The organism is Streptomyces sp. TRD_SC_5, from assembly GCF_056836825.1.
The window spans coordinates 6,047,845-6,073,836 of the sequence record NZ_JBWZZS010000001.1 but is presented as its reverse complement, the minus strand read 5'-3'; the positions used below and the strand labels follow the sequence as shown (position 1 = coordinate 6,073,836).

General features: G+C 71.5%; 24 protein-coding genes. 17 read left to right on the top strand and 7 right to left on the bottom strand.

The genetic code is table 11. The annotated features are described in order from the left end of the window. The first annotated feature begins 64 nt into the window (after window positions 1-64). A complete protein-coding gene (locus AC1P0E_RS27820; protein ID WP_482744848.1) occupies window positions 65-1,273 on the top strand; it encodes a sensor histidine kinase in 1,209 nt (402 codons plus the stop codon). Beyond that, the gene (locus AC1P0E_RS27815; protein WP_482744847.1) at window positions 1,270-1,905 is read left to right on the top strand and encodes a response regulator; all 636 of its coding nucleotides are present in this window, start codon (window positions 1,270-1,272) and stop codon (window positions 1,903-1,905) included. The genes AC1P0E_RS27820 and AC1P0E_RS27815 overlap by 4 nt, the downstream gene beginning before the upstream one ends. Before the next feature lie 197 nt (window positions 1,906-2,102). Here AC1P0E_RS27815 and AC1P0E_RS27810 read toward each other — a convergent pair whose 3' ends face one another. After that, window positions 2,103-2,408 (bottom strand): DUF5955 family protein, encoded by a 306-nt coding sequence (locus AC1P0E_RS27810; RefSeq protein WP_482744846.1) that lies wholly within the window; start codon window positions 2,406-2,408, stop codon window positions 2,103-2,105. A gap of 108 nt (window positions 2,409-2,516) precedes the next feature. Beyond that, the gene (locus AC1P0E_RS27805) at window positions 2,517-4,304 is read right to left on the bottom strand and encodes a serine/threonine-protein kinase (RefSeq protein WP_482744845.1); all 1,788 of its coding nucleotides are present in this window, start codon (window positions 4,302-4,304) and stop codon (window positions 2,517-2,519) included. A gap of 93 nt (window positions 4,305-4,397) precedes the next feature. Here AC1P0E_RS27805 and AC1P0E_RS27800 point away from each other — a divergent pair, with 93 nt between their 5' ends. Both AC1P0E_RS27800 and aceB read left to right on the top strand, forming a co-directional pair. Continuing rightward, a complete protein-coding gene (locus AC1P0E_RS27800) occupies window positions 4,398-5,009 on the top strand; it encodes a nucleotidyltransferase family protein (protein WP_482744844.1) in 612 nt (203 codons plus the stop codon). A gap of 218 nt (window positions 5,010-5,227) precedes the next feature. Further along, the gene (gene aceB, locus AC1P0E_RS27795; RefSeq protein ID WP_482744843.1) at window positions 5,228-6,847 is read left to right on the top strand and encodes a malate synthase A; all 1,620 of its coding nucleotides are present in this window, start codon (window positions 5,228-5,230) and stop codon (window positions 6,845-6,847) included. An 82-nt stretch (window positions 6,848-6,929) separates the two neighbouring features. On the opposite strand, the gene AC1P0E_RS27790 is transcribed toward aceB, so the two are convergent. Both AC1P0E_RS27790 and AC1P0E_RS27785 read right to left on the bottom strand, forming a co-directional pair. Continuing rightward, window positions 6,930-8,156 (bottom strand): PucR-like N-terminal domain-containing protein, encoded by a 1,227-nt coding sequence (locus AC1P0E_RS27790; RefSeq protein WP_482745924.1) that lies wholly within the window; start codon window positions 8,154-8,156, stop codon window positions 6,930-6,932. A 68-nt stretch (window positions 8,157-8,224) separates the two neighbouring features. Continuing rightward, complete coding sequence (locus AC1P0E_RS27785; RefSeq protein ID WP_482744842.1) at window positions 8,225-8,377, bottom strand: hypothetical protein; 153 nt, start codon at window positions 8,375-8,377, stop codon at window positions 8,225-8,227. A gap of 181 nt (window positions 8,378-8,558) precedes the next feature. On the opposite strand from AC1P0E_RS27785, the gene pgfA reads away from it, so the two are divergent. From pgfA to AC1P0E_RS27745, 8 genes are all read left to right on the top strand, one after another. After that, window positions 8,559-9,524 carry a cell envelope lipid trafficking protein PgfA gene (gene pgfA / locus AC1P0E_RS27780; protein ID WP_482744841.1) on the top strand — a complete coding sequence of 322 codons (966 nt, stop codon included), beginning with the start codon at window positions 8,559-8,561 and terminating at the stop codon, window positions 9,522-9,524. Window positions 9,525-9,660: 136 nt separating this feature from the next. Beyond that, window positions 9,661-10,812, top strand: a complete 1,152-nt coding sequence (locus AC1P0E_RS27775; RefSeq protein WP_482744840.1) for a glycosyltransferase family 4 protein — start codon at window positions 9,661-9,663, stop codon at window positions 10,810-10,812. A 6-nt stretch (window positions 10,813-10,818) separates the two neighbouring features. Beyond that, window positions 10,819-11,538: a class I SAM-dependent methyltransferase gene (locus AC1P0E_RS27770; RefSeq protein ID WP_482744839.1), complete on the top strand. Its 720-nt coding sequence runs from the start codon at window positions 10,819-10,821 to the stop codon at window positions 11,536-11,538. Further along, the gene (locus AC1P0E_RS27765) at window positions 11,535-15,923 is read left to right on the top strand and encodes an alpha-(1->3)-arabinofuranosyltransferase domain-containing protein (protein ID WP_482745923.1); all 4,389 of its coding nucleotides are present in this window, start codon (window positions 11,535-11,537) and stop codon (window positions 15,921-15,923) included. The genes AC1P0E_RS27770 and AC1P0E_RS27765 overlap by 4 nt, the downstream gene beginning before the upstream one ends. Beyond that, complete coding sequence (locus AC1P0E_RS27760) at window positions 15,920-17,221, top strand: condensation protein (RefSeq protein WP_482744838.1); 1,302 nt, start codon at window positions 15,920-15,922, stop codon at window positions 17,219-17,221. Before AC1P0E_RS27765 ends, AC1P0E_RS27760 begins: the two co-directional genes overlap by 4 nt. Next, a complete protein-coding gene (locus AC1P0E_RS27755) occupies window positions 17,218-17,967 on the top strand; it encodes a class I SAM-dependent methyltransferase (protein WP_482744837.1) in 750 nt (249 codons plus the stop codon). Before AC1P0E_RS27760 ends, AC1P0E_RS27755 begins: the two co-directional genes overlap by 4 nt. A 5-nt stretch (window positions 17,968-17,972) precedes the next feature. Then, window positions 17,973-18,899 carry a DMT family transporter gene (locus AC1P0E_RS27750; protein ID WP_482744836.1) on the top strand — a complete coding sequence of 309 codons (927 nt, stop codon included), beginning with the start codon at window positions 17,973-17,975 and terminating at the stop codon, window positions 18,897-18,899. Continuing rightward, window positions 18,886-19,098, top strand: coding sequence for a Trm112 family protein (locus AC1P0E_RS27745; protein ID WP_482744835.1), 213 nt, complete (start codon window positions 18,886-18,888; stop codon window positions 19,096-19,098). The genes AC1P0E_RS27750 and AC1P0E_RS27745 overlap by 14 nt, the downstream gene beginning before the upstream one ends. Before the next feature lie 24 nt (window positions 19,099-19,122). On the opposite strand, the gene AC1P0E_RS27740 is transcribed toward AC1P0E_RS27745, so the two are convergent. After that, window positions 19,123-20,106, bottom strand: a complete 984-nt coding sequence (locus AC1P0E_RS27740; RefSeq protein ID WP_482744834.1) for a fibronectin type III domain-containing protein — start codon at window positions 20,104-20,106, stop codon at window positions 19,123-19,125. 138 nt (window positions 20,107-20,244) lie between these two features. Here AC1P0E_RS27740 and AC1P0E_RS27735 point away from each other — a divergent pair, with 138 nt between their 5' ends. Next, window positions 20,245-20,955 carry a hypothetical protein gene (locus tag AC1P0E_RS27735; RefSeq protein ID WP_482744833.1) on the top strand — a complete coding sequence of 237 codons (711 nt, stop codon included), beginning with the start codon at window positions 20,245-20,247 and terminating at the stop codon, window positions 20,953-20,955. 54 nt (window positions 20,956-21,009) lie between these two features. On the opposite strand, the gene AC1P0E_RS27730 is transcribed toward AC1P0E_RS27735, so the two are convergent. Continuing rightward, window positions 21,010-21,696, bottom strand: coding sequence for an alpha/beta fold hydrolase (locus AC1P0E_RS27730; protein ID WP_482744832.1), 687 nt, complete (start codon window positions 21,694-21,696; stop codon window positions 21,010-21,012). A 228-nt stretch (window positions 21,697-21,924) separates the two neighbouring features. On the opposite strand from AC1P0E_RS27730, the gene AC1P0E_RS27725 reads away from it, so the two are divergent. The 4 genes from AC1P0E_RS27725 to adfB are packed head-to-tail and all read left to right on the top strand — an operon-like array spanning window position 21,925 to window position 24,288. Next, window positions 21,925-22,098 (top strand): hypothetical protein, encoded by a 174-nt coding sequence (locus AC1P0E_RS27725; protein ID WP_482744831.1) that lies wholly within the window; start codon window positions 21,925-21,927, stop codon window positions 22,096-22,098. Continuing rightward, complete coding sequence (locus AC1P0E_RS27720) at window positions 22,086-22,487, top strand: hypothetical protein (protein WP_482744830.1); 402 nt, start codon at window positions 22,086-22,088, stop codon at window positions 22,485-22,487. The genes AC1P0E_RS27725 and AC1P0E_RS27720 overlap by 13 nt, the downstream gene beginning before the upstream one ends. Beyond that, complete coding sequence (locus AC1P0E_RS27715; protein WP_482744829.1) at window positions 22,484-24,004, top strand: asparagine synthetase B family protein; 1,521 nt, start codon at window positions 22,484-22,486, stop codon at window positions 24,002-24,004. Before AC1P0E_RS27720 ends, AC1P0E_RS27715 begins: the two co-directional genes overlap by 4 nt. Next, entirely contained in the window at window positions 23,986-24,288 is a 303-nt protein-coding gene (gene adfB / locus AC1P0E_RS27710; protein ID WP_482744828.1) for an actinodefensin-associated protein B, read from the top strand. Before AC1P0E_RS27715 ends, adfB begins: the two co-directional genes overlap by 19 nt. 64 nt (window positions 24,289-24,352) lie before the next feature. Here adfB and AC1P0E_RS27705 read toward each other — a convergent pair whose 3' ends face one another. Continuing rightward, window positions 24,353-25,807, bottom strand: a complete 1,455-nt coding sequence (locus AC1P0E_RS27705; protein WP_482744827.1) for a nucleobase:cation symporter-2 family protein — start codon at window positions 25,805-25,807, stop codon at window positions 24,353-24,355. Window positions 25,808-25,992: the final 185 nt, after the last annotated feature.

Sequence of the window (25,992 nt, the reverse complement as noted above, 5' to 3'; positions counted from 1 at the left end):
TCGGCGCGACATCAATCTTTTGATTGACGGGGCAACGGCTCCGGAGCCCTACGCTGGAAACGCCATGGACCCCAGCTCTTCCGCTCCCCCCTCGCGTCCCCTCACTCCCGTACTGCGCGCCCTGCGCCTGTGTCTGCACGCGCTGCTCGGCGGGCTGATCGCGCTCGCGGCCGTGAAAGCCGTGGCCGACGACGCCCCGCACGCGACCGCCGTCGTACTCGCGGCCGTCACGATGGCCGTCGTCTACACCGTCGGGACCCTGAGCCCCTCCGTCGACCGCTCGCCCCGGGCAGCCGCCGTCTGGCTCGCCGCACTGGGCCTCGCCTGGCTGATACTCCTCGCCCTCTCCCCCGACGGGCTCTGGGCGGCGTTCCCCCTCTACTTCCTCCAGCTGCACCTGCTGCCGGTGCGCTGGGGCCTGACCGCGGTAGTCACCACGGCGGCCGCCGCCATCGCCGGCTTCGTCCTGCACGGGCAGACGGTGACGCCCGGCACGTTCATCGGGCCGCTGCTCGGCGCCGCCGTCGCCGTCGCGACGGTCCTCGGCTACCAGGCGCTGTACCGCGAGAGCGAGCGGCGCCGCGAACTCATCGACGAGCTGCTGGCGACCCGTGAGGACCTCGCCGTCGCCGAACGGACGGCCGGGACGCTGGCCGAGCGCGGGCGGCTGGCCCGCGAGATCCACGACACGCTCGCCCAGGGCCTGTCCAGCATCCAGCTCCTCCTGCGCGCCGCCGAACGCACACTGCCCGCCGGCGACCCGGCCGCCGCCCATGTCCGCCAGGCCCGCGAGGCGGCGCAGGACAATCTCGCCGAGGCACGCCGTTTCGTACGGGCGCTGACCCCGCCCGACCTGGAGCACGGCTCGCTGCCCGCCGCGCTGGAGCGGCTGTGTGCGGGGACTCCGGGACCCGCTGTGCAGTTCGGCGTGAGCGGTACGCCGGTGAAGCTGCCCACTCCGTACGAGGTGGCCCTGCTGCGCATCGCCCAGTCCGCGCTCGCCAACACGGTCCGGCACGCGGGAGCGGCCCGCGCCGAGATCACCCTCAGCTTCATGGAGACCGCCGTGGCGCTGGACGTCGTGGACGACGGCGGGGGCTTCGACCCGCTGGCAACCCGGCTGCGGTCGGGCGGCGGTTTCGGCCTGCCCGCGATGCGCTCGCGGGCGCGCTCGCTCGGCGGCACGCTGAGCGTCGAGTCGGCACCGGGACAGGGCACGGCCGTGGCGATCACCCTGCCCCTGCCGTCAACAGGCTCCGGAGACCCCACGTGACGCCCCCCGTCCGCCTCCTGCTGGCCGACGACCATCCCGTCGTACGGGCAGGCCTGCGCGCCGTACTCGACACCGAGGAGGGCTTCCTCGTCGTCGCGGAGGCGGCGACCGCCGAGCGGGCGGTGGAGCTCGCCGCCGCCGACGACTTCGACGTAGTACTGATGGACCTGCAGTTCGGGCCGGGCCGGATGCACGGATCGGAGGCCACGGCCGCGATCACCGCGCGGCCGGGATCGCCCCGGGTGCTGGTCCTGACGACGTACGACACGGACGCCGACATCCTGGCGGCGGTGGAGGCGGGCGCGAGCGGCTACCTGCTCAAGGACGCGCCACCGGAGGAGCTGTCGGCCGCGGTGCGCACGGCGGCGGCGGGCCAGTCGGCGCTGGCACCGGCGGTCGCGCACCGGCTGATGGACCGGATGCGGACGCCGGCGGAGGCGCTGACGCGGCGCGAGCTGGAGGTGCTGCAGCTGGTCGGCGAGGGCCTGTCGAACCACCAGATCAGCAAGCAGCTCTTCCTCTCCCAGGCAACGGTCAAGTCCCATCTGGTGCACGTCTACGCCAAGTTGGGCGTGGACTCGCGCACATCCGCAGTGGCCGTGGCAACGACACGCCGCCTGATCCGCCGCTGACGGCTCCGCCTCGCAGCGCACGATGCCAGGAGGGGACGTGCCGGGGCGCTCCCCGCAGGGCGCTGAACGCAACACGCCCGAAGCAAGACCCAGTACCCGAACGTTCGCGCCCGAGGAGACGCCCCGGCGCGGCACCGACCCCAACGCCCCCGCGAAAAAGCCCCCCAGCAGCAAACCAGGAGCAACCCGCGGCAAGCTCAGTCGCGCCCGAAGAGCTCGACCGCGTTGCGCACCTGCGCCATCGCCCCCGCCAGCGCGCTGACCGAGCCGATCGACCCCGCCACCAGCAGCAGCGAACGCCGCAGCCGCATGATCTCCGGCACGCCGCTGAGCGCCATCGCGTGCAGCGACGCCAGCTCGTCCTCCGCCACCCCCCGGTCGGGCAATTCCGCAGGATGCCCGGCCAGTTCACGGCGCAGCCGCGAGACGGCAGCACGCAGCTCCGTCACTCGCGGGTCCTCACCGTCGCCGGTCACGCACCTCTGTTCCACACTTCTCAACAACGTCTCTCCCCCAGTGGTTCAGCCCGTACGCCGCTGGTCGGACGCCGTACACAAGAGCCGGGGGTCAGTTAACGCCAATCGGCAGGCCGTACGCCACTTGGCAGCAGCTCAGCTGCCCGTGCCGGAGCCGGCGGCGTTGCGCCAGACGGTCACGTCCAGTGTGAGGTAGTCGCCACTGGGCTCACCCTCGACCGCGATTCCCTGGACCGTCACAAGGCCCATGTGCCCGGTGCCCGTGGTGACGCAGACCTGCCGCCCCTTCGAGAGCTTGTTCACATAGACGCTCTCCGCGAACCGCGTCTCCGCGCGGCAGGCGGCGAGCGAGCCCTCCTGCCCCGGATCGAGCAGCGCCAGGCTTCCGTCCCAGGTCTCCTCGTCGAGATACCCGCCGGTGTCGTAGGAGAGTTCGTACGAACCGTCCTCGCCCTTCTGGGGCCGGAGGGCGTCGTCCCCGAGGGTCAGGTGGTAGCCCGCGGTGAGGTTGATGCCCTTGTAGACGGCGGGCTTCGGATCGGCCTTGGGCTTCGGGTCGGCGCCGGCGCCCCCGCTCCCCCCGTCGTTCGTCTCCTCGCCCTGCGACGCGCCACCGCCCCGCGTCTGCTGCCCGCCGTCCTTGAGCAGGACGTACGCCGTGCCGCCGCCCGCGATTCCGAAGATCAGCGCGGCCGCGAGGGCGACGAGCGGCCCCCGCTTGGCCGGCGGCTTGGGAGGCGCCGGGTGCCCGGGGTAGGCCTGGGGCTGGTGCGTCGGCATCCGGGTCGGGGCGTAGGCGTGCGCGTGGGCCTGCCCAGGAGGCGGCGTACCGAACTGCTGAGGGGCTTGATGCTGTACGGACGGCCCGAAGCCCGGGGGCGGGGTCGCCGGCGCGACGGGCGTGGTGGGCGAGTAGGCCGCAGCAGGGCCGACGGGCATGGTGGGCGAGTAGGCCGCCGCGGGTGCGGCGGACGGGGGCGGCGGGGTCTGGACCGGCGCGGGGGCGGCCGCGCGGACCGTGATGTCGGCGGCGACGGCGCCCGGCAGCCAGTCCTCGGGACGGCGCAGGACCGTCTCGGCGTTCGCGGTCTGGCACAGCCCGATGACCTCGGCGATCGAGGGCCTGGCCGCCGGGTCCTTGGCCAGACAGCGGCTGACCAGCTCCATCAGCCGCTCCGGGACCCCGCTGAGGTCGGGCTCCTCGTGGACGATCCGGTAGAGCACCCCGTGCGAGGTGCCCTCGCCGAAGGCCGGGGACCCGGTCGCCGCGTACGCCGCGACCTGGCCGAGGGCGAAGATGTCGGTGGCCGGGGTCACCTTCCGCCCGGCGGCCTGCTCCGGGGCCATGAACGAGGGGGTGCCGATGGTGACCCCGCTGCCGGTGAGCGACGTCGCGTCGGCGGCGTACGCGATACCGAAGTCGATGACGCGGGGGCCGTCGGCGGCGAGCAGCACGTTGGAGGGTTTCAGATCACGGTGCACGATGCCCGCGCCATGGATGACGTGCAGGGCCTCGGCCATGCCGGCGATCAGCAGCAGCACCGCCTCGACGGGCAGCGCCCCGTGCTCGACGACCGCGTCGGCGAGCGAGGGGCCCGGCACGTAGGCGGTGGCCAGCCACGGCTGCGCGCCGTTCGTGTCGGCGTCGATGACGGGCGCGGTGAACAGCCCCTGCACGCGCTGCGCGGACTGCACTTCCTGGGCGAACCGGCGGCGGAATTCGGGGTCCTCACCGAATTCGGGCCGGATCACCTTGATGGCGACGGGCCGGCCACCCGGTGTGTACGAGAGATACACCTTGCCCATGCCGCCCGCGCCGAGCCTGGCGGCCAGCCGGTAACCGGCGATGGTGGTCGGGTCGTCGCCCGCGAGAGGCTGGAAGACCTGAGGGGCGTTGCCCCGGTCCGGTTGCTGACCGCTCATCAACTCATGTCTCCCACGCAGAGCGCCGATATCGAACGCACCCTATCCAAGGACGGACCGTCGGCGCCCGCCCCGATGAGGTATGCAGAACCCATGGCACTTACAACAGTCGAAGGGCCGGCGGTCGTCGCGGGCCTCCTGCTCGCGGCGGGCGGCGGACGAAGGCTCGGCGGCCGGCCGAAAGCGCTGCTGGAGCACCGGGGGCGGCCGCTGGTCGAGCACGCGGTACGGGTGCTGCGCGAGGGCGGCTGCGGTCCGGTGCACGTGGTGCTGGGCGCGGCGGCCGCCGAGGTGCGCGAGCGCGCCGACCTGACCGGATGCGTACTGGTCGACAACCCGGAGTGGGACGAGGGAATGGGCTCGTCGCTGCGGGCCGGTCTGGCCTCCCTGGCCTCCACCGGCGCTTCGGCCGCGCTCGTGTCCCTCGTCGACCAGCCGGGGATCGGCGCGGCGGCGGTGGGCCGCGTGGTGGCGGCGTACCGCTCGCCTTCGAGCCTCGTGGCGGCGGCGTACGACGGCAGGCGCGGGCACCCGGTGCTCTTCGGCGCCGAGCGGTGGACGGACATCGTGAGGACTGCGACGGGCGACCAGGGGGCACGCGCCTACCTGAAGGACCACGAGACTTCGGTCACGCTCGTCGAGTGCGGGGATGTGGCCGAGGCGTACGACATCGACACGCCCGACGACCTGTTCCACCTGGAGTGACCGGCATGGCACTGAGCGCCAGTTTCTGTCGACCCGGAGAATCTCGATGTCAACAGACCGTTGAACTTCCACCATGAGGAAACTACTATCCACACGTCAGAAGCGCCCTGCACCACCCGGCGGCGCCCGCGACCGTACCTCGGAGCCATGGCACGCTGTGCCGTCTTTGGGCGACCCGGCGGCCGTCAGGCGCCCGCCCGCCTAAGGAGTGACCGCTCATGTCCGCACCAGCGCCGTCCCCGCTGGCCATCGTCGATGCCGAGCCCCTGCCCAGGCAGGAAGAGGTCCTGACCGACGCGGCTCTCGCCTTCGTGGCCGAGCTGCACCGGCTGTTCACGCCCCGCCGTGACGAGCTGCTCGCCCGCCGCGCCGAGCGCCGCGCCGAGATCGCCCGCACGTCCACGCTCGACTTCCTCCCGGATACCGCACAGATCCGTGAGGGCGACTGGAAGGTCGCGCCGGCCCCGGCCGCGCTCAACGACCGCCGCGTGGAGATCACCGGTCCGACCGACCGCAAGATGACCATCAACGCCCTGAACTCGGGCGCGAAGGTCTGGCTCGCCGACTTCGAGGACGCGTCCGCTCCCACCTGGGAGAACGTCGTCCTCGGCCAGCGCAATCTGATCGACGCCTACGCGCGCCGGATCGACTTCACCGACCCCAGGTCGGGCAAGACGTACGCCCTGAAGGACAGCGAGGACCTCGCGACCGTCGTGATGCGGCCGCGCGGCTGGCACCTCGACGAGCGCCACCTCCGGTTCGACGGCCGCCCGGTGCCGGGCGCCCTCGTCGACTTCGGCCTGTACTTCTTCCACAACGCCAAGCGCCTCATCGAGCTCGGCAAGGGCCCGTACTTCTACCTGCCCAAGACCGAGTCGCACCTCGAGGCGCGCCTGTGGAACGAGATCTTCGTCTTCGCGCAGGACTACGTCGGGATCCCGCAGGGCACCGTCCGCGCGACCGTCCTGATCGAGACGATCACGGCGGCGTACGAGATGGAGGAGATCCTCTACGAGCTGCGCGACCACGCGGCGGGCCTGAACGCGGGCCGCTGGGACTACCTCTTCTCCATCGTCAAGAACTTCCGTGACGGCGGCGCGAAGTTCGTCCTGCCGGACCGCAACGCGGTCACCATGACGGCCCCGTTCATGCGGGCGTACACCGAGCTGCTCGTGCGTACGTGCCACAAGCGCGGCGCGCACGCCATCGGCGGCATGGCGGCCTTCATCCCGTCCCGCCGCGACGCCGAGGTCAACAAGGTCGCCTTCGAGAAGGTCAAGGCCGACAAGGACCGCGAGGCCGGTGACGGTTTCGACGGCTCCTGGGTCGCGCACCCCGACCTCGTGCCGATCGCGATGGCGTCCTTCGACGCGGTCCTCGGCGACAGGCCGAACCAGAAGGAGCGGCTGCGCGAGGACGTGTCGGTGGCGCCCGGCGACCTGATCGCCATCGACTCGCTGGACGCAGTCCCGACGTACGAAGGACTGGTCTCGGCCGTCCAGGTCGGCATCCGCTACATCGAGGCGTGGCTGCGCGGTCTGGGCGCCGTCGCGATCTTCAACCTGATGGAGGACGCGGCCACGGCGGAGATCTCCCGCTCGCAGATCTGGCAGTGGATCAACGCGGGCGTCGTCTTCGAGGACGGCCAGAAGGCCACCCCCGAGCTGGCCCGCAAGATCGCGGCGGAGGAACTGGCCGCGATCCGTGCGGAGATCGGCGACGAGGCGTTCACGGCGGGCAAGTGGCAGCAGGCGCACGACCTGCTGCTCACGGTCTCGCTCGACGAGGACTACGCGGACTTCCTCACGCTGCCGGCGTACGAGCAGCTGCGCGGCTGATCACGACCGCTCTTCCGCTCTCCGCCCCCGGGACCGCACAGCACCGGGGGCGGAGCCGGTTCTCCGGACGACGGCCCGCACCTCACCGGATCGGCTCCGACAGCTCCCCCCGTAATCGCTGGGCCCGCAGCACCAGTTCGAGCTCGAAGCGGCGGTCCGGGTGGTCGACCTCGTCGCCCCACAGTTCCCGTATCTGCCGCATCCGATAGCGCACGGTCTGCGGGTGCACGCCGAGCCTGGCCGCCACCTCCGGCGCCCCGCCCCGCGTCTCCAGCCACGCCAGCAACGTCTCCGCGAGCCGCCGCCCCTGTGTGGGACCGCAGTCGGCGAGCGGCGCGAGGCAGCGGCGGGTCAGGTCACCGATCAGCTCCTCGGGCGGCAGCAGGACCAGTGCCTCGGTGTACTCGGTGCAGTGCAGCAGCCGCCCCGAAGGCAGCAGGCCGCGCTCCATCAGGCGTACGGCGGCCGCCGCCCAGCGCAGCGACTTCGCGGCCTCCACCAGCGCCACCGTCGGCCCGATCGCCCCCGACCAGCCCTTCATCGACCGGCGCAGCAGCTCGGGGCGCCCCGCGAGCGCCGGGTCGGGCACGATCATCAGAGGCTGCTCGGTCTCCATGTCGAGGAGTACGCCCTGCCCCACGGCCGGTGCGACGCACTCGCGGGCCGGGCGCAGCAGCACCCCCACGGCGATCAGCTCCGGCAGCGCCCAGCCGATCCGGGCGGCGTGTTCGGCGAGCGAGCGGGTGCGGGCCGGGTCGGCGGGCTCGGCGCCCTCCGCGACCAGTTCCTGAGTCAACTTCCGCTGAAGTCGCAGCCGTTCCCCGGCCTGTCGGGCGGCGGCCTCGGCGTATCCGCGCACCGTCTGGTCCACCAGCCCGTCCAGGAAGGCGAATCCGGACTCGGCGAGTTCGTACATCGCCGGCGGCGGGATGGACACCTGCTGCCCGATCTCGGCGAGCCGCCGCCAGGCGAGCCGGACGCCGAGCCGGTACATGGCCTGGAGGGAGTCGAGGGAGCGGCCGTGGAGCCCTTCGCCCCGCCCGAACTCCTGGAAGACTTCGAGATGAACATGCGGCCGGGGCCCCTTCTCCCGTACCAGATGCTGTACGAAGTCCTCCAGGGCGCGCCGGATGCCGACGAGGGCGATCAGCTCGCCCGATTCGTCGACGAGCAGCGGCAGCTTGGGGTGTTCGCGGCAGATGCAGTCGAGGATCTCCTGGGCGAGCGAGGGCACTTCGCGCATCGCCCGGTCGGTGAACTGCCGCACCTGAAGGCGGGGCACGTCCTGCCATGCCGAGCAGTCGGCCATACATCGCTCCCCGTCCACTGCGGTCGTTTCCACCGCGGTCGTCTCCACCGGGGGTGCTCCCACCGGGGTCACTTCCGGGGCGTCGCCGACTCATAGCTGATCAGCGGCACGTTCGGCTGGTCCGGGGTGGCGTTGAGCAGTGCCACGACGGCGAAGGCGGCCCCTACGGCGAGGGCGGCGGCGGCGGCGGTGGTCAGCGCTGCTGCAAGGAGTCTGGACATGGTCGGGTCGGCCTCTCTGACGCTGTGACCCCACCGGTGTCCCGCCGGCCCCGTCCGGCAATGGCCCAGTGTCAACACTCCATTGACAGTCCGTCAAGAGGACGCCTACGGTTCCCGGCCCATACGCATGTGCACGTATCCGCCGAGCCACCCCCCGTCGGCCCCCTCTGGAGTCGCCCGTATGCGTCGCACCGCTTCCCCCCTCTCGCTGGCCCTGCTGGGCGCCGGCGTCTTCCTGCTCGTACTCGCCCCGATGCTGGCCTGGTACGTCGAGCCACGCGCGAAGCGCACACCGGTCGACGTGGACGTCACCACGGTCTTCACCGGGACCGGCAGCTACTTCGACACCACCGAGATCAAGACCCTCAAGAACAGAGAACTCACGATCACCAGACAGGTGCGGGGCGATGTGGCCGACAGCGAAAGGAGCGGCCGGGCCGTCTGGGACGTCTCGACCTCCGTCGACACCGAGGCCACCCTCCCCGCCGCCGACACCCACGATTCGCTCCAGTGGACGCTGGAGCGCTGGGTGACCGACCGGCGCACCAACGAGCCCGTGCACTGCTGCGGCGAGGAACCGGCCTTCGACGGCGAGGCGTACCTCAAGTTCCCCTTCGGCGTAGAGAAACGCTCGTACCGCTGGTGGGACAACACGCTCGGCTCGACCGTCCGCCTCCGCTTCGCCGGAACCAAGAAGATCCAGGGGTACGAGGGCTACCGCTTCACCGGCGCCGTCGAACCTGCCCAGACCGGCACCCGGCTGGTGCCGGGGCGGCTCGTGGGGCTGCCGAAGCGCAGCCAGGTGCTCGCCGAGGAGTGGTACGCCAACCACGGCATCGAGCTGGTCGTCGACCGGCGCACGGGCCGCATCGTGAACGCGGCGATCGGCCCGCGCAAGACGCTGCGCGCGCCCGGCGGCAAGCGGGACGAAGTCGTCCTTCTGGACAGCCGCCGCCTGGAGTTCACACCCGCCACGCAGCGCGCTCAGGTCGAGCTGGCCTCGTCCGACAGCGACCGTCTGAAGTTGGTGGGCGAGACACTGCCGATGGGCGGCGGCGGGGCGGGAGCCCTGCTGGCGGCGGCCGGCGCGGTGCTCGTCGTACGCGGACGGGAACCACGAAGGACCACACCGGTCATCACGATGTGATGACACATCAGCTCACACTGGGCCCGAATTTGTCACCGAGGTGAGTAGCCGCATCGAACGTCGTGCCGAAAACTGACCTCCCACCCCGAGCACGGCCCCCACCGGTTCCGCACCCCTGAAACGAGTTGGAGCTCGCATGCCCCAGCACGTGCCCCCCACCCTGCACGATGCGAAACCCCAAGAGATCCACAAGCCACTCCCCCACCCCACCTCCCCGCACCCCCGCCGGATCGTCTTCCTCTCCCGCCGCGACCTCGGCAATCCCGCCGCCGGCGGCTCCGAACTCCTCGTCGACCGCCTCGCGGAGGGCCTGACGGCCCTGGGCCACCAGGTGACGCTGCTGTGCGGCGGCCCGGCGGCGTACCGCGACTACCGGGTCGTCTCCGCGGGCGGCGACCTGGGCCACTTCATCAAGGCGCGTCACACCTTCGCCCGGCAGGTCGGCGACTGCGACCTGCTGGTCGAGGTCTGCAACGGCCTGCCCTACCTCACCCCGCTCTGGCACCGCGGCCCCACCCTGTGCCTGGTCAACCACGTGCACACGGAACTGTGGGGCATGCGCTACCCGCGCCCGGCCGCCGGTCTCGGGCGCCGCCTGGAGCACTGGGCGCTGTCGGCGGCGCAGCGCGAGAACCTGCTGGTCGCCGTATCGACATCCACGGCCGGCGCACTGAGCGCACTGGGAGTGGACCGCGCCCGCATCCGGGTCGTGCACAACGGAGTCGAACATCCGGCGGAGCGCGCCCCGCGCTCACCCGAACCGCTTTTCCTGGCGATGGGCCGCCTGGTCGAGTACAAGCGCATCGACCTCCTCCTGCGCCTGTGGGAGCGGGTGAGACCCGTCACCGGCGGCAAGCTGGTGATCATCGGCGAGGGCCCCGAACGCCATCGCCTGGAGGCGCTCGCCGGCCCCGACGTGATCTTCAAGGGCCATGTCTCCGAAGCGGAAAAACATCAACTCCTCTGCGCGGCCCACCTCCTCCTGCATCCCTCCGCGGTCGAGGGCTGGGGCCTGGTGGTCACCGAGGCGGCGACCCGGGGCACCCCCGCGATCGGCTTCGACGTACCCGGGCTGCGGGACTCCATAGCCGACGGGGTGACGGGCGTGCTGGCCCGCGGCGAGAGTTCCTTCGCCGCCGCCTGGTGCACGCTCGCCCTGAGCACCGAGCGCCGGGAGGCGATGGGCCGCGCGGCCGCGGCGCGGGCCGCGCACTACCGGTGGAGCAGCACGGTGCGCCAGTTCCGGGCGGTGGCGGCGGAGGCGGCCCTCTCCCACCGGCGGAGGTGACCACCGGTGAAGGACCCTTCCTTCCGCAGGTCCGTCACCCTCTTCCGGGCCTTCCTGCACGAGCAGACCGATCCGGACCGCTGCTACTCGCTGCTGGCCCGTGACGCGGCCGACCAACTGGAGCGGTACGAGCCGCTGGCCGGCCGGATCGTCGTAGACATCGGCGGCGGCAGCGGCCACTTCACCGAGGAATTCCGCAGGCGCGGCGCGCACAGCTACCTCTTCGAACCGGACGTACGGGAACTGAGGGGCCGCAGCCCCGAAGGCACGGTGGTCGCCGACGGCTACCTGCTGCCCCTCCCCGACGGCGCGGCGGACATCTGCTTCTCCTCCAACGTCCTGGAGCACGTCGAGGACCCGGGGACCTTCCTCAGCGAGCTGATACGCGTCACGGCGCCCGGCGGCCTGATCTACGTCTCGTTCACCAACTGGTACTCCCCGTGGGGCGGCCACGAGTGGGCGCCCTGGCACTACCTGGGCGCGGAACGGGCCCGCCGCCGCTACGAGCGCCGCACCGGCCGCCCGGCCAAACACACCCTCGGCGAGAACCTCTTCGCCATCCACATCGGCGACACCCTGCGGCAGGTACGTTCCCGCACCGATGCCCAACTGGTAACGGCCCGGGCCCGCTACTGGCCGTTCCTCCCCCGCGTCGTACCGAAAATCCCCTTGCTGCGCGAGTTCGCCACCTGGAATCTCCTCCTCATCCTCCGGCGGTGTCCATGACGACCACCCTCCAGGCACCTCCCAGGACACCACCGCCCCCTCCCGCCCCACCCCACGAGCCGCGCTCGCGCCGATGGCTCTTCGGCTTCTGGGCGGCGACCCTCGTGGCCTTCCTGGCGGCGGCACCGGGCCGAACGACCTTCGAGACGAAACTCGGAGTGGCGCTGGACCCGTTCCAATTCCTCTCCGACCTGGGCGAGTTGTGGCACAGCAGGGCGGGCTTCGGCGGCATCTTCGACCAGTACATCGGCTACGCCTTCCCGATGCTGCCGTTCTACGCGCTGGCCGATCTGCTGCAGATACCCGTCTGGCTGGCGGAGCGCCTGTGGCTCTCGATCGTCGTGACCACGGCCTTCTGGGGCGCGCTGCGCCTGGCCGAGCGCCTGCGTTTCGGCTCGCCCGCGACCCGCCTGCTGGGAGCGGCGGCGTACGCCCTGTGGCCGACGTACACGATCGTCATCGGCTCGACGTCGGCGGCCGCACTGCCGGGAGCGCTCCTGCCCTGGGTCCTGCTGCCGCTCACAAACCCCCACACCAGCGCCCGTATCGCGGCACTGCGCTCGGCGCTCCTGATCCCGTGCATGGGCGGAGTGAACGCGGCCTCGACACTGGCCGCCCTCCTCCCCGTGGCGCTCTACCTCCTCAGCCGCCCGCCCACACCCCGGCGCCGGGCGCTGATCGCCTGGTGGGTGCCGGGAGTGTTGCTGGCCACGGCCTGGTGGGTGGTCCCGCTCCTCCTCCTGGGCCTGCACGGCGAGAACTTCCTGCCCTACGTAGAACAGGCCGAGACCACCACGGCGACCATGTCCGCCACGGAGCTGCTGCGCGGCGCGGGCAACTGGACGGCTTACCTGCACTTCGGCGAGGCGTGGCTGCCGGCGGGCTGGACGGTCGCCACGGCGGCCCTGACCATCCTCGGCTCGGCCTTCGCCGCCGCGCTCGGCCTGGCGGGCCTGGCCCGCCGGGACCTCCCGGAGCGGCGCTGGCTGCTCCTCACCACACTTTCCATAGTGACGATCACCCTCGCCGGATACGGCGGCTCCCTGGGCGGACCGTTCCACTCATCCATCCAGGACTGGCTGAACGGCCCGCTGGTCCCGTTCCGCAACATCTACAAGTTCCAGCCGGGCCTGGCTCTCGCCCTGGCCCTGGGCCTGGCACATATCACAGCGACAGCCATCCGCCCGCCGAGGGCCCGCCGCCTGGCCCCACCCCTCACAGCTCTGCTCATCCTCCCCGCCCTGGCTCTGCCCTACCTCAACGGCAACATCCTCCAGCCGGGTTCCTTCACCAAGCTCCCCACCCACTGGCAGGCGACGGCCGACTGGCTGAAGAAGTACTCGCCCGACAGCCGCGCCCTGGTGGTTCCCGCCACCGCGCACGGCATCTACACCTGGGGCTCCACCATCGACCAGCCCTTGGACGTACTCGCGAAATCCCGCTGGGCGCAGCGCGACTACGTGCCGTTCGGCACTCCTGGCAACCGCCGGGCCATGGACGCGGTGGAGCAGGCACTCACCACCGGAGCGGAAGTCCCGGGCCTGAGCGACTACTTGAGCCGCGCCGGCCTGCACTACATCGTCGTACGCAACGATCTCGACCCGGACCAGATGGGCTACGTGCCCCCGCAAACGGTGAAACGCACGCTGGAGGAGTCCGGCTACCGCCGCACCACGGGCTTCGGCCCCGTACTCACCGGCGGCCGTATCCCGGACGACACCCCCGTCCAGGTCGAAGGCCTCTACCCGAGGCAACGAGCAGTAGAGATCTACGAGCCCCCCACCTCGACAAAGCGCCCCGGCCGAGCGGACATCACCCCGGTGGCGGACACCGCGATCATCAGCGGCGGCCCGGAATCACTCCTCCGCCTCTCCTCCGACCCCACGATGCGCAGGCGCCCCGCCATACTCACCGGCGACAGCCACCCGGGCCTGGGCGACCCGGCGATACAGGCAACGAGCGACGGACTGCGGCGTGCCGATACGCGGTTCGGCCTGGTCAACTCCAACACGTCGTACACCTACACGGCGACCGAGAAGAACCACACCGAAAGCCTTCAGGACCCGGGCCGTGCCCCGCGCCAGATCCTGCCCACCAACAACATCAAGCACCAGACGACAGCGGTGCTGCGCGGCGCGGAGTCGGTGACGGCGTCGAGCAGCGGCAACTGGCTGTTCCACCTGCCGCAGTACGACCCGGTGAACGCCTTCGACGGGAATCCCGACACGGCGTGGGCGGAGGGCAGCGCGGCACAGCCGACTGGCGAGTGGCTGCGCATAGCCTTCACATCCCGCGTCACCATGCCCTCCCAGATCCGCGTGACTCCGCTCCCGTCCGACGGAGTAAGAGCCGCACCCACCTCCGTCCGGGTCGAGACGGACAACGGCAGCAGGACGAGCCCCCTCCACCCCAACGGCGCACCCCAACTGATCAACACGCCTCCGGGCAACGCCACTTACCTGAAGCTCACCATCACCAGCGCCCAGCAGGGCCGCCCAGGCCTGATGGGCGCGGGCTTCACCACCATCGACATCCCCGGCGTCCAGGTGACCCGCCTCCTCTCCCTCCCGCGGGACGCCGACCCGGACCTCATCTCCCTCCACCGGGGCAGCGACCCGGGCGGCCTGTCGCCGGCATCGGCGGAGGTAGGCCTGCACCGCCAGTTCTCGACGGCCACACAAGGTACGTACGCACTGAGGGCAACGGCCCTGCCCGTACCGGGCGACGCACTGGACGAACTCCTCTACAGCCTGGCCCCCGACCAGCGCCGCCAACTGACGGCCACAGCCGACTCGACCTCCCGCCTGGGCGCGTCGCTCACCCCGCGCAACCTGGTCGACGGCGACCTGACCACGGCATGGATAGCCGGCAACAACCCGACCGTCCACCTGCGCTGGCCGGGAAAGCGCCCCATAGGCGAGATCGTCTTCGCTCCGGCCGGCGGCCTGTCCACCCGCCCGGAACAAGTGGAGATCAGCTCCCCCGACGGAGCCACAACAGCCTCGGTGGACGAAAACGGCCTGGCCCGCTTCGAACCAATCAGGACCGACCGCCTGGACATCAAAATCACCCGGTCGACCCCCCTCACGGTCCACAACCCGGTGGCGGACGGCCGGATGCAGCTGCCCGTCGGCCTGAGCGAGGTGTACGTCCCCGCACTGGACGAGTTCCGGGTCCCGCAACCAGAACCGACCCGAACCTTCCAACTCCCCTGCGGGAAGGGCCCGATCCTCGCCATAGACGGCACACTGCACGCCACCTCGGCCGAGGGAAAGCTGAGCGACCTGACGGAACGCCGTCCCGTAGAGGTCTCACTCTGCGCGGGCCCTCAGCGCGACGGCAAAGCAAGCCTGTCCGCCGGCACACACCGCGTGGAAGCCGGCGACGCGGGCCCTCTGGCCCTGACCGACATCACCCTGAACAGGGGCAAGGCCACACCCCCCGCCGAACGGTCGCGCGAACTGACGATCCAGGACACCGCAGGCGACCGCCGGTCCCTCACGGTGGGCCCGGGAGAAGCGTCGTACCTCCAGACCTTCGAGAACGCGAACGCGGGCTGGCAAGCCACCCTCAACGGCAAGAAGCTGCCCTCGCTCCGCCTGGACGGCTGGCAGCAGGGCTGGCTGATCCCGGAAGGCGCGGGCGGCGAGGTACGCATGGAGTACGAACCGGCGCGCCTGTACGAAGCGGGCCTGATCGGCGGAGGCATAGCCCTACTGACCCTGGCGGCCGCCACCCTCTACCGCCGCAAACAACCCGCCACCCCCAACCCCACCACCACACCGCCACCACCAGGCCCGATCCTGGGCCTGGCAGCCCTGACCCTCGCCCTGGCACTGACAGCGGGCCCCCTGGCCCTACTGGTCCTGCCCCTGGCCCTACTGGCCCACTTCCGCCCCACCCTCCTCCCCCCGATAGCCCTCCTCACCATGTCGGCGGCAGGCACAGTGGCAGCCCTGCACGCTGGCGCCCCCGCCTCGGCCTCGGAGGGCGCGTTCGGCCCAGCAGCCCAACTCCTGGCCCTGACGGCCCTGACAGCGGCCCTGGTAACGACACCCGGCTCCGCGCGAAGGGCCCGCCGCGCCGCCCCGCACACCTGGGTGCCAGGAGGGGACGTGCCGGGGCGCTCCCCGCAGGGCGTCGAACGCAACGAGCCCGAAGAAGACACCACCCCGAACGTTCGGCGCCCGAGGAGACGCCCCGGCGCGGCACCGACCCCGACGCCCGCGCCCCCGGGAACCCCGGGCGCCGGCCCGGGCCAGGGGACCCCCGCCCGACGGACGGAGCCCGGCGCAGACGCACGAAGCCAGGGAGGCCCCCACGGGCCGACCGGCGCGAGCGCGGCAACCCAGAGCAACCGCCCCGGCGAGGAGAGCCCAAAGTGACCGCGCTTCAGCACCCCTCCCGCCACCCCGGCAGCCCACCCCGCCGCGTGCCCTTCACCGTCGTGGACGAAGTCACCCGCCACTGCCTGCAGCCCCGAGTGCCCGAGACCGTACACATCGAGGTGCACCTGCCCGCCCGGCCGGACCCCGCCCGCCTGCGCACCGCCTTCAACGAGGCCCTGCGACGCCACCCCCGCATCCTGATGCGAGAGGCTCCCGGCCCCTGGTACCGCCGCCGCTACGAATGGGAGCTGACACCGCACCCCGACGCCGAGGCGGTAACGTTCCCACCCTCCACCCCCCAGGCCCTGACCGAGGCCCGGGCCCGCGCCCTTTCCCTGGCGCCCCCGCTCACCCTCTCCCCACCCGTACGCCTGGAAGTCATAGACCGCGTACTCCTCCTCACCATCAACCACACCGCCCTCGACGGCCCTGCCTGCCTCCGCGTCCTGGCCACCGCCGCCGAAATCTACGGCGGCGTCGACAACTCCCCCACGACAACGGCCCCCACCCGCGCCCCCGCCCCCCACACCCCGCAGAACCAGCCCGCCCCCACTCCTCGCGCCGGCTTCGCCCCGGTGGCACGCGTAGCCCGGGGCACACCCACCTCAGCCGCCCCCAACGGCATGCTGACCGCCGACCTCCCCCTCCCGACCCGCCCGCGCGACGCCCCGTACACGGTCAACGACCAGCTCATGGTCGCGACGGCCCGCATGATCGCCGCCTGGAACCGCGAGCACGGCAGCCCGCCCCGCCCCATGCGGATCACGATGCCGGTGGACGACCGCTCCCGCGGCCTGGACATGCCCATAGGCAACGGCACCCGCCTGGTGGAGGTCCCGTACGCCGCCGAAGAGCTGCCCCCGTCCCCCGACATCCCGGACCTGCTACGCCGCACAGCGATCCGGACCCGGACCCTGAAGGCGCTTCCCCGCCCCCAGCTGGGCCACGGCGCGGCCCTGCTCACCGCCCCCGTACTACCGGTCGCAGTCCGCGCCGCGTTCACCCGCACCTTGCGCCGAGCCGCTGGGCCATGGACATCGACCACCCTCCTCAGCAACATCGGCCGGGTCCCGTACCCCCTGGACTTCGGCGAAGGCACGGGCCGTGCGACGGCCGTCTGGTTCTCCGCTCCCGCCCGCATGCCGCGCGGTCTGACGGTCACCACGGCAAGCACGGCGGGCCACCTGCACCTGGCCCTGCGCTGGTCGGGCGTACTGCTGGGCGCCGCAGACGGCCGACAACTGCGCGACCTTTTCGCCGAATACCTGGACGCCACGTCCGGAGGCACCCCATGACACCACCGCCACCGCCACAACCACCACCACCGACAACCCTCCAGGACTTCTACGAGAACCCAGCAGTCCCAGTGGCCTCCGGCACCCCCCGCACCCTCCGCCAGGCCCGCATCCTCGCAGCCGCCCTCCCCGGCCCAGGAGCCACGATCCTGGACATCGGCTGCGGCGACGGCACAGCGGCCGCCACCGCCGCGCCCCTCCTCCGCGGCCACCGCGTCATCGGCGTCGACTGGTCGCAGGACGCACTGCGCCGCGCGTCGAAGCACCTCACCCACGTGGTAAGGGGCGAACTGACGGACAACGGCCTGCCTTTCGCCCCGGCGACAGCCGACGCGATCCTCTTCAGCGAAGTAATAGAGCACTTGGTCGACCCCGACAGCGCACTGGACGAACTACGCCGCGTCCTGACCCCCGGCGGCCACCTCATGCTCTCCACCCCCAACCTCGCCGCCTGGTACAACCGTGCCCTGCTCCTCACCGGCACCCAGCCCGTCTTCTCGGAGGTGAGCCTGCGCGCGATCCACGGCCGCCCGGGGACCGAGGTGGTGGGCCACCTCCGCCTCTACACGGCCCGGGCCCTGCGCGAATTCCTGACCGCATCGGGTTTCGACGTACTCCGCATCACCGGCGCCCCCTTCCACGGCGTCCCCCGCTCCCTGCGCCCCCTGGACCGGCTCATGGCCTCCGCCGCGCCCACCGCGGCGTCGATCCTGCTGGCGCACGCCCGCCGCCGAGCCGGGGACTGACCAGGATGTGGTGGGGCGTGGCGGCCGCGCTGCTGGCGAACGTCCTGTACAGCGCGGGTTTCGTACTGGAGAAGCGCGCCCTGGCCAACCTCCCGGCGCTGAACGTGCGCCGCCCGGTCCACCTCCTGAGCCACGTCCTGCGCAGCCCCCTGTGGATCGCCGGCTCACTGGCCCTGGCCGGCGGCTTCGCCGCGCAGCTCATCGTGTACAGAACGCTCCCCATGGCCGTCGCCCAAGCCCTGTTCGTCTCCGGCCTGGTCCTCCTGCTCCTCCTCTCCAACGTCTTCCTGGGCGAACGCACGTCGCCCCGCGAGCGCTACGCCCTGGCGACGATCCTCCTGTCCCTGCTCATGGTGGTCAGTTCCCTGCGCGAGCACACGGACAACGTCGGCCAGAGCGCCCCGTACCCGCAGATCCTGCTGATCAGCGCGCTCTCTCTCACCACAGGCCTGGCGCTGTACGCGGCCACGGAACGCCGCACCGCCCGCCGCCACCGCGCACCCACCACGAACGGCGTCGAATACGCGGTGGCCGTCGGCTTCGTCTACGGCGTGAGTTCCCTGGCCATCAAGGGAGTTTCGGCCCACCTCACCACGGCAACCCTGGACGCTCCGGCCGCAGCCGCACGCACGCTCCTCACGAGCCCGTACCCGTACCTCCTCCTGGTCACCGGAGCAACCGGCCTGCTCCTCTCCCAGACCGCACTGCAACGCTGCCGTGCTTCCCTGGTCGTCCCCGTCTGCACGACAACGTCCTGCCTCTACACAGCAGTTGTGGGTACGTACGCCTTCGGCGAGTCCCTCCCCGACGACCCGCTGCGCCTGACCCTGCGCATCGCCGGAGCCACCCTCGCGGTGGCAGTCCTGCTGGCCCTCACCGCACACCAGCAAGAGCCGACCACCACCAAGGAGTTGAGCCATGACCCCCGATGACCCCCTGCTGAAGATCCTCGCCTGCCCGCTCGACAAGGGCCCCCTCATCCACCTCGCACCGGAGAACGCGCTCTACAACCCCCGCCTGCGCCGCCGCTACCCGATCGTCGACGGCATCCCCCAGCTGCTCCCGTCCTCGGGCGAACAGGTCCCGGAAGCCGAACACAACCGCCTGCTGGCACCGCCGCCCGACCACTGAGCCCGCCCCCCGCGGGAGGACCACTCAGTGCGTCACCACAGTCCGCTGCGCCGAGAAGTCGCCCCACTTCCCGTCCGGCAGCTTCGCCCGGAGCTTGATGCTGTAGCGCGTACCGGCCGGCTCGCTCACCGTGAAGTGGTACGCCGCCCTGCCCGCGGGAGGGTCCCCGCCCCACACGATCGTCGTCGCGAGCTCGCCGTTGAGAAACAGCTGATGCTCCCGTATGTCTTCCCCGCCCCCCACACGCGGCGGAGTCCACCGCAGCTCGATCCCGCGCGCACCCTCCTTCGTACGAGCCGTCGCCTCCACATCCCCCGGCGCGGTGGAAGGCCCCTCACCGCGCCCCGAAACCGTGGTCAGGTCGAGGGCGTTGCTGTCCCCGGAGGAGTTTTCGGCGGCGTCCCGTGCCCGGACGGTGAAGGTGTAGACGGTCCCGGGCCGCAGACCGGTGACCCGGGCCGTGGTGCTCGTGCCGCGCACACTGTGGACGCGGGAGTCCTCCTGGTAGACGTCGTACGACGTGACGCCCGTGTCGTCGGCGGCCCGCCCCCAGGACAGACGCACCGCACCGGTCCCCTCGACGCGCCCCCGCAGCTTCGCGGGCGCGGACGGCGCCTTCCGGTCGTCGGGTGTGGAGGCGGGGGTGGTAACCGGAACGGCACCGCTGGGAGCGGACATGTTGCCCGCCGCGTCACGGGCGCGGACGGTGAAGGTGTACGCGGTCCCGGCAGCGAGCCGGTCGACGTCGACCATGTGCCGCGCCCCCGCCACGTCCTTGACCTTGGCGCCGTTCTCGTACACCTCGTAACCCACGACCGCCTTGTTGTCGGTCGACCGGTCCCACATCACATGGACCGAGGTGGCGCTGCCCGCCTGGGCCGTCACCCCGCCCGGCCTGGAGGGCTTCTCGGTGTCCCGTTCCGGTCCGGGGGCCGTGGCACAAGCGGTCGCCGTCACAAAAAGCAACGCGGAGCAGGCCAACACAGCGCATACGGTGGGGCGTTGCACGGGTCAGACCCTTCATCCGAGGACATTGGTCCAGACCTGTATGCCATGCGCGGCGACGCCCGGCAAGAGCCCGCGCGAAGCCCACTATTAGGCTGACGCCCCAGAACGGACCGGATCACGAAATAGGGGGCCGCCTCAATGGCGATCACGTACAGAATGCTCGACCCCCGCAGCCACACCGGGCGCGGCCGCGACACCTCACTCGACAGCAAGCCCGGCGCTCCGGTCGTGGTCGTCGCCGAGGACGGTACGCCGCAGGGCCGGCGCCCCGTGGCGTACCTGCTGCGCAACACCGCCGCGGGCGACCCGAACGCGTACCTCCCGGGCGCCCGGGAGATCCTCCTGTACGGCGACGACACGTGCCGCGAAGTCCTCGCCTCGGTGACGACGGAACACGGCACGGGCTTCGGATTCGGCGGCCCGCGCTTCGTCTACCGGGTGCTGGACCCGGACGGCACACCGATCGGCCGCATCTCGCTGCGGCGCGGGCGGATCTTCAGGATCGGCCGTTCCCACTGGACCATGGAGCAGGCGGGCACGCCGCCCGTGCGCGGCTCGGCGGGCCGCCTGATGTGGTGGGCGCTGTGGTGGACGGTGCTCCTGCCCCTCAACGTCGCGCTGCTCGTCGCCGCCTTCACCGGCCTCGCCCAGGACCCGGTCACGACCCCGCGCCGCATCGTATGGCGCGACAGCGCCGGCCGGGCCGTGATGTCCTTCCGGGGCCTTGCGGGCGACTACCGCGTCCTGCAGGACCACTGGGACCCCCGGATGGTGGCCTCGCTGGTGGCGATCCATCAGACGTACGTCTCGATCGCCATCAGCGACAGCACGGACTGGTACCACCGCTAGCTCCGGGCGAGGGGCCGGCACACCGGCCTGTCACCGGCCTCGACGCGAACGAGGTCAGCTGGTCATGAACTCCGTGACCTCGTGCGCGAACGGGCGGGGCCGCTCCTCGTGCACGTAATGGCCGGCCGGGATGGTGATCAGCCGGCAGTCGGGGATGAGCGCGGCCATGTCCGGCATCCGGTCCTGAGGCATGGAGCTGTCCGGACCGCCGGTGATGATCATGGTCGGCGCGACGATCTCGCCGAGACTCTCGGCCCAGTCCGGGTCGGGGTCGGCGATCTGGGCCGCGATGGCCGCCGCGACGGGCCAGTCGTAGTCGAGCGGCTCGTCGGGACGCACCGCCGGCGCCTCCATGCCGCCGGGGAACGGCGGCGGGGTCTCTTCGAGGACCAGCCGCTCCACGCGGTCCGAGTTGTCCTGCGCCAGCAGGCGGGCGACGACACCGCCCATGCCGTGACCGACCACGCCGACCCGGTCCAGCTCCAGTTCGTCGAGGAAGCCCAGCACGTCGTCCCGCATGAGCTCGACGGAGTACTCGTCGGGCCAGTCGCTCTCGCCGTGCCCGCGCAGGTCGATCGCGTAGACCCGCCATTCCTCGCCGAGCGCCTGCCCGGCCTCTTCCCAGCTCGCCGACGAGGAGCCGAGCCCGTGCAGGAGCACGACCGGCGCCCCGTACGAATCGCCCCAGGTCCGATAGGCCAGTCGTACGTCGCCGACATCAACTACAGAGTGCTCACCCATGGCCCCGACGCTACAGGCCGGGACGGGGCGCTCGGACCGCGCGGGTGCCTGACCTCACGAAAGGTCGCTTACATCGGACCGGGTCGGACCACAAGAGCGTGAGCAGCGCACTCTCCGCCCGGGTACGGGCTCCCGCACGCCCGGTGACGGTAAGTACAGGTGACGATACTTTTAGTGACGGATCGAGTCCGTGCGCGGCCGTCGCCGTGCACGGGGAAAGGGGACTACGTGACCACGACGTCACTTGCCGCGCGCCTCGCCAGTGATGGCCTGCAGCAGCACCTGTTCTCCCCGCTCACGACGGTCGCGGCGGCGTGCGAGCCGTTCGAGGCCGCGTGCTGCGACTCGTCCGTCCCACCGCTCGTCACTGTGCTCGGGGAGGGCCTTTCTTGTTGCTGGTGAAAGCGGCGCGCAGCGCGCGCCGGTTCGTGGAATCCGTCAAGGGCGAGGACGGTTCGTACCGCCTCGACCACTGGCCGCAGGTACGGCGCGTCCGGCGCCCGGGACGCGGCCCCGGACGCCGGGACACCGGTGCCCTGGTCACACGGCTGCGGGTCGCACAGCGTTTGACGATGGGGTTCCTCGACCCGGTGGACGACGCGCTCTTCCTGGTGGCCGGGCTGCGGCGGATGGGCGTTCCCGCCTCCTTCCACCTGGGCCGCGAGATGGTCCCGGTCAGACCGCCCTCGGGGTTTTACGTGTGGGTGCAGTGCGGGGAAGCCGTGGTGAGCACGTCGCTTCCGGTACGGGAGACCTATGTCGAGGTCCACCGATCGGGGCGGGACCGATGACGGAAACGATGGCGGGACCGGCCGGCGTCCTCGGATGCGCGGAGGCGACGCGCGGCGGGGTCCGCTGCAGCGATCCCAGCCCATGGGCCGAGCCCGACGGCGTACGCATCGAACGGCCGTCGCCGGGCGTCTTCCGGCTGAGCCGCGACAGCCCGGGGAGCCGGCCCGTGTACTACAGAGTCCGTTACGGACGTGTCGAATGGGGCGACGATCTGGGAGCGTTCGTAACCGGCGGGTCTCACCGGCCGCCCGGCCCGGGGCAGTTGCTCGCACTGATCCACGGCACGGTGCCCTCGCCCGACGCCACCGGGCTGCCGGACGTGCGGCGGCTGGCCGTGGGCACCGCCGTACGGGTGGACGCGGCCGGGGTCACCGTCACGCGGCAGCGGCCCGAGCTGCCCGAGCCGGGGACGGGTGCGGCGGAGGCCGTGGGCCGCGCACTCGACGGTCTGCGAAGCGACTACGCCATCGCCTACAGCGGAGGTCTCGCCTCGGCGTTCCTCGCCGTCAGCGCTCTGGCGGCGGGTCACCGGCCCGTACTGCTGCACGCGGACTTCGGCGGTGCCTGGGGGCAGAGGTCTCCCGCCGGGCCGCCGCCGATTCCCGGTCTGGAGATCCGGCATGTCCGCGTCGATCCGGCCGAGTTGCTGGCTCACGAGCCGGTCGGCGGACGCGAACCCGTTCCGCCGCTGCCCGACACACAGGTGCCGCGGCGGCTGATGGACCGGCTGAGCGAGAGCTGCGGACTGCCGGTGGTGAGCGGCGGGCTGCTGAAGGACCTGGCGTCGGCCAGACTGCCCGAGGCCGACACGGGTTACCGGGGGTGGAGACTGCTGGGCTGCGAACCCTTCCACATCACCGACACGCTGCGCGGCCTGGCCGAGGCACGCGAACTGCTCAGCGGGAAGGTCGTGTTCGCGCCCGGATCGAACGGCCGGGCGGTTGCGGACGAACAGCTGGCGGGGAAGCCGGCTCCGCCCGGGCCGGCCGGCGCGCCGCCCCTGCCCGGCCTCACCCCGGAGGGAGAGGAGGCGCTTGCCTCCGCCCGGCGCGGGATGCTGGCGCTGTGGAAGAACCATCTCGACTTCCTCGACCCGGTGTCGGGCCGGGTGGTCGCGGCTCTCGAGGAGCGCGGCGCGGCCGGGGCCCTGCTGCCCGCGCTGGACCCGGAGGTGATCGCGGCCGTGGCCGCGCTGCGGCCGGCGAAGCTGGCGCGAATCCACCGTGGGGCCTTCCGCAACCACCGGCCGCTCGAACGCGCTCTCAGCAGGCGGAAGGTGTACGGCGTATGCCGCGCGCCGTCCGGACACTGGCTGCGACTGGCCGCGGTCGCCCATCTGCACCGTGAGCGCGGACGCATCCACCGCTGGCTGGAGCAGGAGAGCACGCTCGCCGACCTGGGTGTGCTCGACGTGGGCCGGGTGCTGGCGGTGCTGCGCGACGGACGCGAACTGGCGGAACACGCCCTTCCGATGCTGCGTCTGGTGTGGGTGTGCCAATGGCTGCGAGGGCGCTGATGGCCACTGCCGGCGCCGTACCGCTGTCCGCGCCGGCCGTCCTTCGGCTGGCCCCGGACGTGACCCTCACCCGCCTGCCGTACGGCGGCTGCGTACTGGTCGACGCGGTGACGCTGCGACTCGCGGAGTGCGGCGAACCGCAGTCCTTGGTCATCGACCGGCTGCTGGAACACGGCCTTGCCGCCGGGGACAGCGGCTCACCGCCGGCGTACCTGGCCGCCGAACTGGTCGGCGACGGGTGGCTGACGGTGAGCCTCTCGCCTGTGACGGGCTCAGCGGAGTAGAGGCGTATGTACGACGTGTGGCGCGTACGGCACCGAAGTGCCGTACGCGCCGGACACCGCTGTGTCAGTGGGCGGACGCGGGGATCTGGTCCGGGATCTCCGGCTGGGTGGGGTTCTCGTCCTGGCTGTCCTTCTTGCCCAGGTGGTTGAAGGCCAGGTTGAGGACGATGGCCACCACGCACCCGGTGCTGATGCCCGAGTCGAGTACGACCAGCAGGTCCTCGGGGAAGGCGTGGTAGAAGGTCGGCGCCGCGATCGGGATGAGGCCGATTCCGAGGGCCGCGGCGACGATCAGGGCGTTCTCGCCCTTCTCCAGCGCGGCCGTGGCGAGGGTCTGGATGCCGCTGGCCGCGACCGTACCGAAGAGCACGATTCCGGCGCCGCCGAGTACCGGCAGCGGTACGAGGGCGATCACGGAGGCCAGGACCGGGCACAGTCCGAGCAGGATCAGGATGCCGCCGCCGGTGGCGACGACGAAGCGGCTGCGGACCTTCGTCATCGCGACCAGGCCGATGTTCTGCGCGAAGGCGCTGCACATGAAGCCGTTGAAGAGCGGGCTGATCGCGCTGCCGAGGGTGTCGGCGCGCAGGCCGCCCTCGATGGTCTTCTCGTCGGCCGGGCGGCCGACGATCTTGCCGAGGGCGAGCATGTCGGCGGTCGACTCGGTCATGCACACGAGCATCACGATGCACATGGAGATGATCGCGGCGATCTCGAACTGCGGGGCGCCGAAGTGGAAGGGGGTCGGGAAGCCCACCAGATCGGCGTTCTTGATGGCGTCGAAGTTGGTGATGCCCACCGGGATGGCGATGAGCGTGCCGACGATGAGACCGAGCAGGATCGCGATCTGCTGGAGGAAGCCGCGCAGGAACTTGCGCAGGGCCAGGACGATCACGAAGGTGACGGCGGCCATGCCGATGTTGGTCATCGAACCGTAGTCGTCGGCCTGGGAATTGCCGCCCTGGGACCAGTTGAAGGCGACCGGCAGCAGGGATACACCGATCAGGGTGATCACGGTGCCGGTGACGACGGGCGGGAAGAAGCGGACGAGTTTGCAGAAGTACGGGGCCGCGAAGAAGCCCAGTACACCGGCGACGATGATCGCTCCGAAGATGATCGGTATCGCGTTGTCGCCCTCGCCCTTGCCGATGGCGATCATCGGGGTCACGCCGGCGAACGAAACGCCGTTGACGAAGGGGAGCTTGGCACCGATCTTCCAGAACCCGAGGGTCTGGAGAAGGGTGGCTATGCCGGCCGTGAAGAGGCTGGCCCCCATGAGGAAGGCCGTCTCCTTGGCGTCGAGCCCGACAGCGGGGCCGACGATCATGGGAGGGGCCACCACACCGGCGTACATCGCGGCCACGTGCTGGAGGCCGCTGGTGAACATCTTGCCGGGCGGCAGCTTCTCGTCGACCGGGTGCTTCAGGTCGGGGCCGGACGAGGATCCCGACTGGGGTCCGGTCTCGGCGGGGTCGGATTCGGCGGATGCATCTTTGCGAAACCTGGGCTTGGCGGCCACGGCGGTTCCTCCGGTCGGTTACACGCCTGCGGGGACGTGGATGTCATGGAGGTGGTGCGGAGTGGAGCGTTGAAGCAGGTGGTGCAGACGTGCATGACGCATGGGGGGTGTGCTGGGCGGGAAGGCTGTGGGGTCTGTGGTGCCGCCGGTACCGGGCGGCGGTACCGGTGACGGCTGTTCACCGT